The organism is Leclercia sp. LSNIH3, from assembly GCF_002935105.1.
Lineage (GTDB): Bacteria > Pseudomonadota > Gammaproteobacteria > Enterobacterales > Enterobacteriaceae > Enterobacter > Enterobacter adecarboxylatus.
Genome location: NZ_CP026387.1, coordinates 2,621,063 through 2,636,286 on the forward strand (window position 1 = coordinate 2,621,063; position 15,224 = coordinate 2,636,286).

Sequence of the window (15,224 nt, forward strand, 5' to 3'; positions counted from 1 at the left end):
ATCGCCTAATCGAAGAGAATCGATGTGAAAGTACTAACCGTCTTTGGTACGAGGCCGGAAGCCATCAAGATGGCGCCTCTGGTACACGCGCTGGCAAACGACCCTTATTTCGAGGCGAAAGTTTGCGTTACCGCCCAGCATCGGGAGATGTTGGATCAGGTCCTTAACCTCTTTTCTATTGTTCCCGATTACGACCTCAATATTATGAAGCCGGGGCAAGGATTAACTGAAATTACCTGTCGTATTCTGGAAGGGTTAAAACCTATTCTGGAGTCGTTCATGCCTGATGTCGTGCTGGTGCACGGCGATACCACCACCACTATCGCCACCAGCCTGGCGGCGTTCTATCAGCGTATTCCGGTGGGGCATGTCGAAGCCGGATTGCGTACCGGCGATCTCTCTTCCCCATGGCCTGAAGAGGCAAACCGTACCCTGACCGGGCATCTGGCGATGTATCACTTCGCGCCGACGGAGAACTCCCGTCAGAACCTGCTGCGCGAGAACGTTAACGACCAGCATATTTTTGTCACCGGCAACACGGTGATCGACGCCCTTATCTGGGTGCGCGATCGGGTACTGGCCAGCGACACCCTGCGTGGGGAACTGGCCGAGCGGTATCCGTTCCTGGCCAATGGCAAAAAGATGATCCTGGTCACCGGCCACCGTCGGGAAAGTTTTGGTCAGGGCTTCGAGCAAATCTGCCATGCGCTGGCAGAAATCGCCGCCAAGAATGAAGATGTGCAGATTGTCTATCCGGTGCACCTGAACCCGAACGTCAGTGAGCCGGTCAACCGTATCCTGGGCCATGTCGAAAACGTCATCCTTATTGAGCCGCAGGACTATCTGCCTTTCGTCTGGCTGATGAATCACGCCTGGCTGATCCTGACGGACTCTGGCGGCATTCAGGAAGAGGCGCCTTCCCTGGGCAAACCGGTGCTGGTGATGCGTGAAACCACCGAACGCCCGGAAGCGGTTAAAGCCGGAACGGTACGGCTGGTGGGCACCGATTCGCGCGCCATCGTGGAAGAGGTGACGCGCCTGCTGCACGACGATAAGGAGTATCAGGCCATGAGCCGCGCCCATAATCCGTATGGTGATGGCCAGGCCTGTGACCGTATTTTGTACGCACTCAAACACAATCGGGTATCGCTATGAGTTTTACGACCATTTCTGTCATTGGGCTTGGCTACATTGGGCTGCCAACGGCGGCGGCATTCGCCTCCCGTCAAAAACAGGTAGTGGGTGTGGATATCAACCAGCATGCGGTTGCCACCATCAACAAGGGTGAAATCCACATTGTGGAGCCTGATCTCGACAAGGTGGTAAAAACCGCCGTTGAGGGAGGATACCTGAAGGCAAGCACCACACCGGTGCCCGCCGATGCCTATCTGATTGCCGTGCCTACGCCGTTCAAAGGCGAGCATGAGCCGGATATGGTGTATGTCGAAGCGGCTGCAAAATCCATTGCCCCGGTGCTGAAAAAAGGCGCGCTGGTGATCCTGGAGTCAACCTCTCCGGTGGGCGCCACCGAGCAGATGGCACAGTGGCTGGCCGAAGCGCGCCCGGATCTCACCTTCCCGCAGCAGGCGGGCGAGCAGGCTGATATTAACGTCGCCTACTGCCCGGAGCGTGTGCTGCCAGGACAGGTGATGGTCGAGCTGATTAAAAACGACCGTGTGATTGGTGGCATGACGCCGGTCTGTTCTGCCCGTGCCAGCGAGCTGTATAACATCTTCCTGGAAGGCGAGTGCGTCGTGACCAACTCCCGTACCGCCGAGATGTGCAAGCTGACGGAAAACAGCTTCCGTGACGTCAACATCGCGTTTGCTAACGAATTGTCGCTCATTTGTGCCGATCAGGGGATTAACGTCTGGGAATTGATCCGCCTGGCGAACCGCCATCCGCGCGTCAATATCCTGCAACCTGGCCCGGGTGTAGGCGGCCACTGCATCGCGGTTGACCCGTGGTTTATCGTGGCGCAGAACCCACAGCAGGCGCGTCTGATCCGTACGGCTCGTGAAGTGAACGACAGCAAACCACACTGGGTACTGAACCAGGTGAAAGCCACGGTGGCTGATTACCTGACGCAGAGCGGCAAGCGGGCAAACGAAGTGACTATCGCCTGTTTTGGTCTTGCCTTTAAGCCGAACATTGACGATCTGCGCGAAAGCCCGGCGATGGAAATTGCTGAGATGATTGCCGACTGGCACAGCGGCGAAACGCAGGTAGTTGAACCCAATATTCATGAGCTGCCGAAAAAGCTGGCCGGTCATTGCACTCTGACATCTGTAGAGGATGCCCTGGCTACCGCCGACGTGCTGGTACTGCTGGTGGATCACAATGCGTTTAAAGCGATTCCGGGCGATGCCGTTCGTCAGGAGTTTATCGTTGATACCAAAGGCGTCTGGCGTTGAGTCAGCTGCGTGGTGCGTTACAACCGCTGGACTGGGAAAGTCAGTTCTTTGCCCTGCCCACGGCCATTGTGCGCCTGTCTGAAGACGCCCCGTTACTGGCGGCCGATGATTTAGCCGCCTGGCAACGTCTGCAGGCCAAAATTCCGGCCACCCGCGCCGACTGGCTGGATGCGCTTCAGCAGCAGGGTTTCAGGCTGGTCGAGGGTGAAGTCGATCTCGCGATCAACGTGACGCAGCACGCCTGCCCAGGAGCGGAAATCGCGACAGAGCAGGATATTCCGGCGCTGCGCCAGCTGGCCGCGCAGGCTTTTGCGCAGAGCCGGTTCCGCGCGCCCTGGTACGCCCCGGACGACAGCGGCCGCTTCTATGCCCAGTGGATCGAAAATGCGGTCAAAGGCAGCTTCGACCATCTCTGCCTGGTGTTTCGTGCGCCGGATAACACCATCAAGGGATTTGTCTCCCTGCGTAAACTGAATGACACCGACGCGCGTATCGGCCTGCTGGCCGGGCGCGGCATGGGCGAGCAGTTAATGCAGGCGGCGCTGTGCTGGTCCCAACAACAGCAGCTTTCTACTTTGCGGGTGGCGACCCAGATGGGCAACACCGCCGCGCTTAAACGTTATATCGCAAGCGGCGGCAACATCGAAACGGCCGCTTACTGGCTATACAGGTGACAAGATGATCCCATTTAATGCGCCTCCTGTGGTGGGCACCGAACTCGATTACATGCAGTCTGCGATGGGCAGCGGCAAACTCTGTGGCGATGGCGGCTATACGCGCCGCTGCCAGCAGTGGATGGAGCAGCGTTTTCAAAGCGCGAAGGTCCTGCTGACGCCGTCCTGCACCGCCTCACTGGAGATGGCAGCCCTGCTGCTGGATATCGGTCCTGGCGATGAAGTGATTATGCCAAGCTACACCTTCGTCTCGACCGCTAACGCCTTCGTGCTGCGCGGGGCGAAAATCGTCTTTGTGGATATCCGCCCGGATACCATGAACATCGACGAGACGCTGATTGAAGCGGCCATCACCGATAAAACTCGCGCCATTGTGCCGGTACACTATGCCGGTGTGGCGTGCGAGATGGACACCATCATGGCGATCGCCAAAAAACACAACCTGTATGTGGTGGAAGATGCCGCGCAGGGGGTGATGTCTACCTATAAAGGCCGCGCCCTGGGCACTATTGGTCATATTGGCTGCTTTAGCTTCCACGAAACCAAAAACTACACCGCAGGCGGTGAAGGCGGCGCGACCCTGATTAACGATCGCGCCCTGGTGGAGCGCGCGGAGATCATCCGCGAGAAAGGCACCAACCGTAGCCAGTTCTTCCGCGGGCAGGTGGATAAATACACCTGGCGTGATATCGGCTCCAGCTACCTGATGGCGGATCTACAGGCGGCGTACCTGTGGGCGCAACTGGAAGCGGCAGATCGCATTAACCAGCAGCGTCTGGCCCTGTGGCAGACCTATTACGATGCGTTGGCCCCGTTGGCGCGCAAAGGTCGTATCGAGCTGCCGACCATCCCGGCAGAGTGCGTGCATAACGCGCATATGTTCTACATCAAGCTGCGGGATAACGACGATCGCGGCGAGCTTATCGCGTACCTGAAAGAGGCTGAGATCCTGGCGGTGTTCCACTACATTCCGCTGCACTCCAGCCCGGCAGGGGAAGCCTTTGGCCAGTTCGTTGGCGAAGACCGTTTCACCACTAAAGAAAGTGAGCGGTTACTCCGCTTACCGCTGTTCTACAACCTCGCTGCGGTCAACCAGCGCACGGTCATTAATACCCTTCTGAGTTATTTCGGCTGATATGTCTCTGGCGAAAGCATCGGTGTGGACCGCCGCGTCCACACTCGTCAAGATCGGCGCGGGACTGCTGGTCGTCAAACTACTGGCCGTCTCATTTGGTCCGGCGGGCGTCGGGCAGGCGGGTAACTTCCGTCAGCTCGTCACCGTGCTGGGCGTGCTGGCCGGGGCGGGCATCTTCAACGGCGTCACCAAATATGTCGCGCAATATCATGATGATAAAGCGCAATTACGCACGGTGGTCGGAACCTCATCCGCGATGGTGCTGGGCTTTTCCACTCTGCTGGCGATTATCTTTTTACTGGCCGCCGCCCCCATCAGTCAGGGGCTGTTTGGTCACACCGGCTATCAGGGCCTGGTGCGGCTGGTCGCATTGGTGCAGATGGGCATCGCCTGGGCAAACCTGCTGCTGGCGCTGATGAAGGGCTTTCGCGATGCCGCTGGCAATGCGCTGGCGCTGATCGTCGGCAGCGTGATTGGGGTGATTGCCTATTACGCCTGCTACCGTCTCGGCGGCTATGAAGGCGCACTGCTGGGGCTGGCGCTGGTGCCTGCGCTGGTGGTGATACCGGCGGCGGGAATGCTGATGCGCAGAGGCACGATTCCGCTGCACTACCTCAAGCCAAAATGGGACACGCTCCTCGCGGGACAACTGGGCAAATTTACCCTGATGGCGCTGATCACCTCCGTCACCCTGCCGGTGGCTTATGTGATGATGCGAAACCTGCTGGCAGCACACTACAGCTGGGATGAGGTGGGGATTTGGCAAGGGGTCAGCAGCATCTCGGACGCCTACCTGCAGTTTATTACCGCCTCCTTTAGCGTCTACCTGTTACCAACGCTCTCAAGGCTCACCGCCCGACAGGAGATCACCCGCGAAATCCTCCGTTCCCTGCGCTTCGTTTTACCGGCGGTGGCGGCGGCCAGCTTTACCGTCTGGCTGCTGCGTGATGTCGCCATCTGGCTGCTGTTCTCGGACAAATTTACCGCGATGCGCGATCTGTTCGCCTGGCAGCTGGTGGGCGATGTACTGAAAGTAGGCGCTTACGTCTTTGGTTATCTGGTGATCGCCAAAGCGTCGCTGCGGCTCTATATTCTCGCGGAAATCAGCCAGTTCACGTTGCTGACGGCGTTCTCGCACTGGCTTATCCCGACGCACGGCGCATTGGGGGCGGCCCAGGCCTATATGGCTACCTACATTGTCTATTTTGCTGCCTGTTGCGGCGTCTTTTTACTTTGGCATAAACGCGCATGACTGCACTGATTCACGTCCTGGGATCGGATATCCCACACCATAACCAGACCGTACTGCGGTTCTTTAATGATGAGCTGGCACCCGGCAGCGCCCTGGCGCGCGAATTTATGGTGGTGGGTAACGATACCGGCCTGAGCGCCGCCTGCCCGGCACTGAACCTCACCTTCTGGCCAGACAAAGCTTCGCTTGCCAAAGCGGTGATCGCCAGAGCAAAAGCGAACCGCCAGCAGCGCTTCTTTTTCCACGGGCAGTTCAATACCGGCCTCTGGCTGGCGCTGCTGAGCGGGGGCATCAAGCCTGCGCAGTTCAACTGGCATATCTGGGGTGCCGACCTGTATGAAGTGTCCCAGGGCTGGAAGTTCCGTCTGTTCTACCCGCTGCGCCGCATGGCTCAGGGGCGCGTAGGGTGTATTTTTGCCACCCGCGGCGATCTGAACTATTTCGCCCAACGTCATCCGAATGTTCGCGGGGAGTTGCTCTATTTTCCTACCCGCATGGACCCCGCGCTGAACGGTTTAGCCAGGGACGTGAAACGCGAGGGCAAGCTGACGATTCTGGTCGGTAACTCCGGGGATCGCAGTAATGAGCATATTGCGGCCCTGAAGGCGGTGCATCAGCAATTTGGCGATACGGTTAACGTGATTGTGCCCATGGGCTATCCTGCTAATAACGCGGCGTATATTGATGAAGTCCGTCAGAGCGGGCTGGCGCTGTTCAGCCCGGATAACCTGCAGATCCTCAGCGATAAGCTGGCCTTTGACGACTATCTCACCTTGCTGCGCCAGTGCGATCTGGGCTACTTCATCTTCGCGCGCCAGCAGGGGATTGGTACGCTGTGTCTGCTGATCCAGGCGGGCGTGCCCTGTGTGCTTAATCGCGACAACCCGTTCTGGCAGGATATGGCGGAGCAGCACATTCCGGTGCTGTTCACCACTGATGATCTTAACGAAGAGATCGTGCGTGAAGCACAGCGACAGCTGACACAGGTGGACAAAAACGCCATCGACTTCTTCAGCCCGAACTACCTCACGCCGTGGCACCAGGCGCTGCGGATCGCCTCAGGGGAGAAAGCATGAGCCAGTTGCAATTTAGCGGACTGTTGGTCATCTGGCTTCTGAGCGCGCTGTTTATCGCCACCCTGACCTGGTTCGAGTTCCGGCGGGTGCGCTTTAACTTCAACGTCTTCTTCTCGCTGCTATTTCTGCTTACCTTTTACTTTGGCTTCCCGCTCACCAGCATGCTGGTGTTCCGCTTCGATGTGGCCGTTGTGCCGCCGGAGATCCTGATGCAGGCGCTGCTGTCGGCCACCTGCTTCTATGGGGTGTACTACGTCGCCTATAAGACGCGGCTAAGGCCCGTCCGCCCTGACGTTGAGCGACGGCCGCTATTTACCATGAACCGGGTTGAGACCCACCTGACCTGGGTGATGTTGATGGGGATTGCGCTTGTCACCGTCGGTATCTTCTTCATGCATAACGGCTTTTTGCTGTTTAAGCTGCACTCCTACAGCCAGATCTTCTCCAGTGAAGTCTCCGGGGTGGCGCTTAAGCGCTTCTTCTACTTCTTCATTCCGGCGATGCTGGTCATCTATTTCCTGCGCCAGGACGCACGGGCGTGGCTGTTTTTCCTCGTCAGTACCGTGGCCTTTGGCCTGCTGACCTACATGATTGTCGGCGGTACGCGCGCGAACATCATCATTGCCTTCGCCATCTTCCTGTTTATCGGCATCATTCGCGGCTGGATCTCATTGTGGATGCTGGCTGCTGCGGGCGTGATGGGAATTGTGGGTATGTTCTGGCTGGCGCTGAAGCGCTATGGCATGGACGTCAGCGGCGATGAGGCGTTTTACACCTTCCTGTATCTTACCCGCGACACTTTCTCGCCGTGGGAAAACCTCGCTCTGCTGCTGCAAAACTACGACAAAATCGACTTCCAGGGGCTGGCGCCCATCGTGCGCGATTTTTATGTCTTTATCCCCACCTGGCTATGGCCGGACAGGCCGGGCGTGGTCCTGAACACCGCCAACTACTTTACCTGGGAGGTTCTGAACAACCACTCCGGGCTGGCGATTTCACCGACGCTGATCGGCTCGCTGGTGGTGATGGGCGGCGGCTGGTTCATCCTGCCGGGGGCGATCGCCGTTGGGCTGATTATCAAATGGTTCGACTGGCTCTATACGCTGGGCAATCAGGAGACCAATCGCTATAAGGCAGCGATTTTGCATAGTTTCTGTTTCGGTGCCATTTTCAATATGATCGTGCTGGCGCGAGAGGGGTTGGATTCATTCGTCTCGCGCGTGGTCTTTTTCATGATGGTTTTTGGCGCCTGTCTGCTGATGGCGAAGCTGCTGTACTGGTTGTTCGACACCGCCGGGTTAGTGCGCAAGCGTGAACCGGCAAGCGGCAGGACGCTTTCGCGAGTCTGAGTAAGGATAATAATGACTGACAATATCTCTGCGCCGCAGTATGACCTGCGGGGCCTGAAGCTGATCGGCTGGCGTGATATGCAACATGCCCTGGACTATCTCTGCGCGGGAAACGAGATAAGGACCGGCACGCTGGTGGCCATCAATGCAGAAAAAATGCTTACCATTGAGGATAACGCTCAGGTCCGGGAACTGATTGAGGCGGCAGAATTTAAATATGCTGACGGGATCAGCGTGGTGCGTTCGGTACGCAAGAAATACCCGGATGCGAATGTCTCCCGTGTGGCAGGAGCCGACCTCTGGGAAGCGCTGATGGCGCGGGCGGGGGCAGACGGTACGCCGGTCTTCCTTATCGGCGGCAAACCGGAGATTCTGGCGCAAACCGAGCAGAAGCTACGTGCCCAATGGCAGGTGAATATCGTCGGTAGCCAGAACGGTTATTTCAACGCAGATGAGCAGCAGGCGCTGTTTACCCGCATTCGTGACAGCGGGGCGAAGATTGTCACCGTGGCGATGGGTTCCCCGCGCCAGGAGATCCTGATGCGCGACTGCCGTCAGGTACACCCGGACGCGCTCTATATGGGCGTTGGCGGCACCTATGACGTCTTCACCGGCCATGTGAAGCGGGCGCCAAAGGCCTGGCAGAACCTCGGCCTGGAGTGGCTGTACCGCTTGTTATCACAGCCCAGCCGCATCCGCCGTCAGTTGCGTCTGCTGCGTTATCTCGCCTGGCACCATTCCGGTCGGCTTTAAGAGCTTATTTGCAGCGCGATCTGTTGTTCGCGCTGCAACCTGCCAGCAAACCTGCTGCTTTTCTGTGCAATACATTCATTTTTTTAACGCATCGTTTGCCATTTCACAAAATTTAAGAAACCATTCCTCCCCTCATTACTGTACCAGGCTGTTTTTGCATCAACCGTTAACATAAACGGTCCATAACGCACAGCCCGTGATAGCACATCTGTACCTATAACAATAACCGGCTCAGGCCGGGAGAGTCGCAAGCACAACCGAGGATTTATGGCAGAGAAAAAACCGGAGCTTCAGCGTGGGCTGGAAGCTCGTCATATAGAACTTATCGCCCTGGGCGGGACGATTGGTGTGGGCCTGTTTATGGGGTCTGCCAGTACCCTGAAATGGGCAGGGCCGTCGGTTCTGCTGGCATATATTGTCGCCGGACTGTTCGTCTTCTTTATCATGCGCTCAATGGGCGAGATGCTGTTCCTTGAACCGGTTGCCGGTTCATTCGCCGTCTACGCGCACCGCTATATGAGTCCATTCTTTGGCTATCTCACGGCCTGGTCGTACTGGTTTATGTGGATGGCGGTAGGGATATCGGAGATTACCGCTATCGGGGTCTACGTGCAGTTCTGGTTCCCGGAGATGGCGCAATGGATACCCGCCCTGATCGCCGTGGGGCTGGTGGCGCTGGCTAACCTTGCGGCTGTGCGTCTGTACGGCGAAATCGAATTCTGGTTCGCGATGATTAAAGTCACCACCATCATCGTGATGATCGTTATCGGGGTAGGGGTCATCTTCTTTGGCCTGGGCAACGGTGGGCAGGCGATTGGCTTTAGTAACCTGACCGAGCACGGCGGGTTCTTTGCTGGCGGCTGGAAGGGCTTCCTGACGGCGCTCTGTATCGTGGTAGCGTCCTATCAGGGTGTGGAGCTTATCGGTATCACCGCAGGCGAAGCCAAAAACCCGCAGGTGACCCTGCGTAGCGCGGTTGGCAAAGTGCTGTGGCGTATTCTGATTTTCTACGTGGGCGCGATTTTTGTCATTGTCACCATCTTCCCGTGGAATGAGATTGGCACCACCGGCAGCCCGTTTGTGCTGACCTTTGCCAAAATCGGTATTACCGCGGCGGCAGGCATCATCAACTTTGTGGTACTGACGGCGGCGCTGTCCGGCTGTAACAGCGGTATGTATAGCTGCGGGCGTATGCTTTATGCCCTGGCGAAGAACCGTCAGCTTCCTGCGGTGGTGGGGAAAGTCTCCCGCGCCGGCGTGCCAGTGGCGGGTGTGGCTATCTCGATTGCCATTCTGCTGGTGGGGTCCTGCCTGAACTACATCATTCCGAACCCGCAGCGTGTCTTTGTCTATGTGTACAGCGCCAGCGTTCTGCCAGGTATGGTGCCATGGTTTGTGATCCTGATTAGCCAGCTGCGTTTCCGTCAGGCACATAAAAAAGCGATCGCCAGCCATCCGTTCCGCTCCATTTTGTTCCCGTGGACGAACTATCTGACGATGGCATTCCTGATCTGCGTCCTGGTCGGCATGTACTTCAACGAAGATACCCGCATGTCACTGTATGTCGGGATGATATTTATCGCTGCCGTGAGCCTGGGATATAAGCTTTTTGGCTTGGGTCGGCACGTCGAAAGGACAAAAACGCAGTAATATGCGGCAAAATGCGCAAACTGTAATCAAACGCGCATTTATTTTAAAAAAGCACTAGACAGCAGAGCGAGACCTCCGTAATATCCAGCCCCGCAACGGCGCTAAGCGCCCGTAGCTCAGCTGGATAGAGCGCTGCCCTCCGGAGGCAGAGGTCTCAGGTTCGAATCCTGTCGGGCGCACCATTTACCCGGTGCTGGAGCTGCGGTGGTCTGTTAAGTAGGCAGAACCGCGTGGAAGTAAAGAATTAAGTCGTGGTGGCTATAGCTCAGTTGGTAGAGCCCTGGATTGTGATTCCAGTTGTCGTGGGTTCGAATCCCATTAGCCACCCCATTATTTAAAGAGTTGTGAATTGCGAAGGTGGCGGAATTGGTAGACGCGCTAGCTTCAGGTGTTAGTGTCCTTAGGATGTGGGGGTTCGAGTCCCCCCCCTCGCACCACGACTTTTAATGAATTGAACTAAAAATTCAAAAAGCAGTACAACGGCGAGTAGCGCAGCTTGGTAGCGCAACTGGTTTGGGACCAGTGGGTCGGAGGTTCGAATCCTCTCTCGCCGACCAATTTTGAACCCCGCTTCGGCGGGGTTTTTTGTTTTCTGCTATTCCTGATTCTGCTCCTATTTCTGCTTCTGCTTCTGCTTCTGCTTCTGCTTCTGCTTCTGGCCTTATTTCTGTACCTGCTACTGTCCTTGTTGCTGTTGCTGTTGCTGTTGCTGTTGCTGTTGCTGTTGCTGTTGCTTATTGCCGACAGCCACACTCCAGCCTGTCGCGAATAAGTGACACTTAACCACCTGAAAAATAAAGATATATCTCTTTAAGTGCCGCGATGTCGTTCTCAGGAGACACTTTGTCCGTCATCCTGATGCATTTTGCCGCCCAATGCCTGCCCGAATGCCATAATTTCCTTTTATCTTAAAAAGTTGGAGATCGGACAACTTCCCTGTGCAACTTTGGCATGTTGCATGCAATAATATACGTGTAGATGCTCATTCCATCTCTTATGTTCGCTTTAGGGCCTCATAAACCCCGGAATGATGCAGAGCCATTTACGGTGCTTATCGTCCACTGACAGATGTCGCTTCGGCCTCATCAAACACCATGGGCATAACGTTGAGTGAAGCACCACAAGTTGTCGAACAGACCTGTTTAACGCCTGCTTTTTAGCAGGCGTTTTTTTATGTCTTATTTGCAGTAGCGCGTCAGGATCCCCACCACCATCAGCAGCGCACAGCCCGAGACGCCATACAATGCCTGTAGCGGCCCCAGCACGTCAGCGGCCAGCGCCGTAATACAGGTAAAAAGTGATGCGCTGGCGGTTTGCCATCGCCATGCTTTGCCGCTGGCAGAGGAGACCTGGCTGGCCTGAAAGCTGCTCAGCAAGCTAAATGTGCCTGCCGCAAAAACGATGTTCGAGGCCAGATGGGCGATGAACACCACCCCCAGTGCCAGCGTCACCGATAACAGCGGGATTGTCCCGTAGGCGAGGAGAAAGAGGCCAAGGCAGGTCAGCAGTAGGCGATTTTGTCCGGCGTAGCGGGACAAACTCTCTCTGTTTAGCAGCAGCGGGCCGCACAGCTGTCCCATGCTGCGGGCAAAGAGCAGCGGCAGGGCCAGCCCGGCGGCATCATCCGGTTCGATGTGCTGCGCCAGGGCAGGCAGCAGCGCCATAGCGGGCGAACCGACGGCCGCCAGAACGGGGAGTAGTAACAGGCTGCGTTTTTGCCGCGGGGCCAGCGCCTGCCAGCGCACCGCCATTGGTCTTTCGGTTTCCGCTGCCTGCTCTGGCGCCAGGGAGGGCAAGGCGTTGCCAGCGAGGATTAGCATCATCAGAGAGCCAATAAACGTGAGCGCATCAATCCCCAACAGTGCCAGGGCAGGCAGATGATGGAACAGCACCATACCCAGCCCGGTCCCTAGCAGCACCTGCGAAGCAAAAATCACCGTCTCCAGGCATGTTGCCGCAGGCAGCTCGGCTTCCGACAATCCTTGCCGGAATAGCAGAGTCAACGCGGGCCAGCTCATGCCAGCCAGGAAGGCCTCGGTGGACTGAACCGCCAGCAGCGCCACCATGCTGTGAAACTGAATGCCAAGCAGAGGAAACAGCAGGGCGAGCAGACCCAGCCACTCGGTGAGGATCAGCAGGCGGATGGGCGAAAAGCGCATACAGAGCTTCTCCCCGACGAGGCTGCCCAGAAATCCGGGTAGCGTGGCAAACAGGTATGCCAGAGTCAGTAACGAGGCAGGGGCATGCCAGTCCAGCAGCAGGCCAAAGACCATCACCTGGGTTAAGCCATTCCCCACAGAGGTAAACAGAAAAGCGCAGGCCAGCAGACGCAGCCAGCGATGGCTGCGGAGCGCGCGAAAAAGCGCAGATAAAAGCGTGTTCATGAAACGATCCTTTCAAAAACAGTTGAGTCCACGCCGCAAAGGCGTGTGCAGGAAAAATGTTTAATGAAAGGAGGTCGTTACATTGGTGAAGGCGGTCTCATGAAGATGATGCAAAGAATGTAGCAAATAAAAAAGGAGGCCGTCAGGCCTCCTGTAAAATTATTGCTGCGGGGGATTGTTCTGCAACGTCAGCAGTAGGCCATCGCGACGCATCGCGGCGGCTTCCTCTGGCAAATGCAGCTTGTCCAGCGTATCCGCCAGCCAGGCGTAGTCGAAAGCATCCGGGCGCTGTTTTAACGCCGCGCGGAAGGCGAGGCTAGCCTCTTTCCATTCGCCATGTTTTGCCAGCGACTGACCAAGGGTGCTCCACAGCAACGGTCGATCGCCCACGGTTTTGATCTGCTGGCGAAGCATTTTCTCGATCTGCTCCGGGTTATTGGTTTTCAGACGCGGGATCACCATCACCAGCCGATCGTCATACTGACGCTTCAGGCCATCAACGATAATGCTCTGCGCGGTATCGTGATCGTCACACTCGATGAGGTGCTCCGCCATTGCCACCTGCAGCGGCACCTGCTGGCGCGTTTTGCGGCTCTGATTTTTCCACCAGGTCTTCAGGCCATCGCTGCCCTGATCGGCACGCGCCTGGTCCATAAGACCGATCCAGGCCTGACGTTGCAGGTTGTCGCGCTGTTCATCGTCACCCACGTCGGCTTTTGCCATCGACGGGATGATGTCCAGCAGCGAACCCCAGGCGCCGGTGCGGATATAAGCCTGCTCTGCCAGACGCAGTACCTCAGGATGACGCGGGGCGATCTCCAGCAGACGATCGACGCCGTGTCGGGCGGCATGATTTTCGTTACGCGCCAGCTGCAGGCGCACCCGGGTGATCTCCACCGGGATCGGGTCGTTTTCGGCCAGTTCGGAGGCGCGCTCCAGATGCTGATTGGCCCGCACTTCGTCGCCGCGCTGCTGGGCGGCTTCGGCAGCCAGCAGGTAATTGACCACCGGCTGTTCCGCGTGATCGGCGTTCTTCGACATCAGCTTCTCAACCTGCTGATAGTCGCCTTCGGCCAGTTTGAGCAGCGCCTGTTCGGTCTGCTTGCGGGCGCGGCGGCGCTTACGGCCAACGAACCAGCTACGGGTATGCGCTCCGGTACGGAAGATGCGGCGCAGGATCCATTCGATCGCCAGAAACGCCACCATCGCCAGGATCAGAATGATCACCAGCCCGGTAACGCTGGTTTCGATATTGTAGTTATCGGTCTGGATCAGCACGTAACCCTGATGACCAGCCAGCATAGGACCTAGCACGATCCCGGCGATCAACAGTGCGAAGAGTAATAAGACTTTTAACATAATTACTCTCCTTGCGGCGCGCTGTCAGGAGCCGGAGCGGAAGTGGGGGCTTCTTGCTCTGCGGCCACGCCAGGCTGTGCCAGCAGGTTGCGCACGCGCGTCTGCATCAGCTTCTCCAGAATCGGCTGGCTCGCCAGCTTATCCGGGACGTTCATGGTGATGTTCTGTTGGCTCAGCTTGTCCACATCTTCGAGGAAGGCCGTGGTGGTAGCATCGTCGGTATCATAGTACGCGCGCACCCAGGTTGAGACGTTATCCAGCGCCTGCTTATAGGTCTCTTCCTGATGGCGAGGAACCGCCTGGGCGGCCACCAGCAGACGTGAACGCAGGTTTTCACGCAGATAGACGTCCTGATTCGGGGCTAACAGCGGCACGGCAGTCTCGTCGCGGCGGCGGACGGTGATAAAGCTGTCCATAAAGTTCTGCCAGCTTTTTTGCAGGTTGATGCGCCATTCGCTCAGCGAGCTGGAGAGTTCGCCGCTGTCGGAATCCATCGGGGAGTCGTCGTCGTTATTGTCTGCCAGACGCAGGTTGTCGATCTGGTTCGACAGCTGGTTCACTTTCAGAATGATGCCGTCGTAATCCACCTGCGAGACGGTCGCCAGGCTGGCGATATCTTCGGTAAGGGCGCGACGGGCAGTGATCAGGCTCGGGTCGTTCATGTCGCCCAGGCTGGCGTCGGCGCTTTTCAGCAGCGCGGCGGCGGTGGTGACGTCCTGATCGCTCCACAGCTTACGTCCAGCCAGTTTGACCAGGAAATCAGCCTGCGCCAGCAGCCAGGTTTTGGCATCGGTGCCGGAGATGGTCGCCACTTTTTGCTGCATCTCATCCAGTTGCTTCGTCAGTTCAGCCTGCTGACGGTTCGCGTCGGCCAGTTGGGCTGCCTGCTGTTTGATCACCGCATCCAGCTCGGCTTTCTGCGTCTGCTGTGCCTGCTGCAGAGCGGTAACCTGAGTAACCAACGCATCGCTGGTGGCGGTCTGGTTAGTGGCTTGTTTTTTCACCAGACCGTACAGGCCGATGCCTGCGGCCAGCGCAATGGCGATAGCAATCGCGCTTAACGCCAGACTGGTTTTATTGCTGCCATGTTTTTTCTCTGTCGTTTCTGGCTGTGGCGTGGTGTCCACAGTCTCGTTGGTCTCTTCAACCACGGCGGAGGATTTTTCGTGTTCCGTCAT

The 15,224-nt window shown here is 57.2% G+C and carries 13 protein-coding genes and 4 tRNA genes; 14 read left to right on the forward strand and 3 right to left on the reverse strand.

Going from position 1 to position 15,224, the window contains the following annotated elements:
• Window positions 1-24: 24 nt before the first annotated feature.
• From wecB to C3F35_RS26680, 14 genes are all read left to right on the forward strand, one after another.
• A complete protein-coding gene (wecB, locus tag C3F35_RS12645) occupies window positions 25-1,155 on the forward strand; it encodes a non-hydrolyzing UDP-N-acetylglucosamine 2-epimerase (RefSeq protein ID WP_103793449.1) in 1,131 nt (376 codons plus the stop codon).
• On the forward strand, window positions 1,152-2,414 hold the full coding sequence (wecC, locus tag C3F35_RS12650; protein WP_032615174.1) for a UDP-N-acetyl-D-mannosamine dehydrogenase: 1,263 nt from the start codon (window positions 1,152-1,154) through the stop codon (window positions 2,412-2,414). The genes wecB and wecC overlap by 4 nt, the downstream gene beginning before the upstream one ends.
• Complete coding sequence (gene rffC, locus C3F35_RS12655) at window positions 2,411-3,088, forward strand: dTDP-4-amino-4,6-dideoxy-D-galactose acyltransferase (RefSeq protein WP_103793450.1); 678 nt, start codon at window positions 2,411-2,413, stop codon at window positions 3,086-3,088. The genes wecC and rffC overlap by 4 nt, the downstream gene beginning before the upstream one ends.
• 4 nt (window positions 3,089-3,092) lie before the next feature.
• Complete coding sequence (gene rffA, locus C3F35_RS12660; RefSeq protein ID WP_032615171.1) at window positions 3,093-4,223, forward strand: dTDP-4-amino-4,6-dideoxygalactose transaminase; 1,131 nt, start codon at window positions 3,093-3,095, stop codon at window positions 4,221-4,223.
• Between the two features lies 1 nt (window position 4,224).
• Window positions 4,225-5,475, forward strand: a complete 1,251-nt coding sequence (wzxE, locus tag C3F35_RS12665) for a lipid III flippase WzxE (protein ID WP_032615169.1) — start codon at window positions 4,225-4,227, stop codon at window positions 5,473-5,475.
• Window positions 5,472-6,551: a TDP-N-acetylfucosamine:lipid II N-acetylfucosaminyltransferase gene (locus tag C3F35_RS12670; RefSeq protein WP_077227594.1), complete on the forward strand. Its 1,080-nt coding sequence runs from the start codon at window positions 5,472-5,474 to the stop codon at window positions 6,549-6,551. The genes wzxE and C3F35_RS12670 overlap by 4 nt, the downstream gene beginning before the upstream one ends.
• Window positions 6,548-7,900 (forward strand): ECA oligosaccharide polymerase, encoded by a 1,353-nt coding sequence (gene wzyE / locus C3F35_RS12675; RefSeq protein WP_103793451.1) that lies wholly within the window; start codon window positions 6,548-6,550, stop codon window positions 7,898-7,900. Before C3F35_RS12670 ends, wzyE begins: the two co-directional genes overlap by 4 nt.
• A gap of 12 nt (window positions 7,901-7,912) precedes the next feature.
• A complete protein-coding gene (gene wecG, locus C3F35_RS12680) occupies window positions 7,913-8,653 on the forward strand; it encodes a lipopolysaccharide N-acetylmannosaminouronosyltransferase (protein ID WP_103793452.1) in 741 nt (246 codons plus the stop codon).
• A gap of 267 nt (window positions 8,654-8,920) precedes the next feature.
• Window positions 8,921-10,303, forward strand: coding sequence for a bifunctional threonine/serine APC transporter ThrP (thrP, locus tag C3F35_RS12685; protein ID WP_032615159.1), 1,383 nt, complete (start codon window positions 8,921-8,923; stop codon window positions 10,301-10,303).
• A 105-nt stretch (window positions 10,304-10,408) separates the two neighbouring features.
• A tRNA-Arg gene (locus tag C3F35_RS12690) sits at window positions 10,409-10,485 on the forward strand.
• Window positions 10,486-10,557: 72 nt separating this feature from the next.
• A tRNA-His gene (locus C3F35_RS12695) sits at window positions 10,558-10,633 on the forward strand.
• Between the two features lie 21 nt (window positions 10,634-10,654).
• Window positions 10,655-10,740: transfer RNA gene (locus tag C3F35_RS12700), tRNA-Leu, on the forward strand.
• Window positions 10,741-10,783: 43 nt separating this feature from the next.
• A tRNA-Pro gene (locus C3F35_RS12705) sits at window positions 10,784-10,860 on the forward strand.
• Window positions 10,861-10,888: 28 nt separating this feature from the next.
• On the forward strand, window positions 10,889-11,086 hold the full coding sequence (locus tag C3F35_RS26680) for a hypothetical protein (RefSeq protein ID WP_158251940.1): 198 nt from the start codon (window positions 10,889-10,891) through the stop codon (window positions 11,084-11,086).
• A gap of 395 nt (window positions 11,087-11,481) precedes the next feature.
• Here the strand turns inward: C3F35_RS26680 and C3F35_RS12710 are convergent, their stop codons facing one another.
• The 3 genes from C3F35_RS12710 to hemX form a co-directional block, all read right to left on the reverse strand.
• Window positions 11,482-12,687, reverse strand: a complete 1,206-nt coding sequence (locus C3F35_RS12710; protein WP_103793453.1) for an MFS transporter — start codon at window positions 12,685-12,687, stop codon at window positions 11,482-11,484.
• A 159-nt stretch (window positions 12,688-12,846) separates the two neighbouring features.
• Window positions 12,847-14,046: a protoheme IX biogenesis protein HemY gene (gene hemY / locus C3F35_RS12715; protein ID WP_032615154.1), complete on the reverse strand. Its 1,200-nt coding sequence runs from the start codon at window positions 14,044-14,046 to the stop codon at window positions 12,847-12,849.
• Between the two features lie 2 nt (window positions 14,047-14,048).
• Window positions 14,049-15,224, reverse strand: a complete 1,176-nt coding sequence (gene hemX, locus C3F35_RS12720; protein WP_103793454.1) for a uroporphyrinogen-III C-methyltransferase — start codon at window positions 15,222-15,224, stop codon at window positions 14,049-14,051.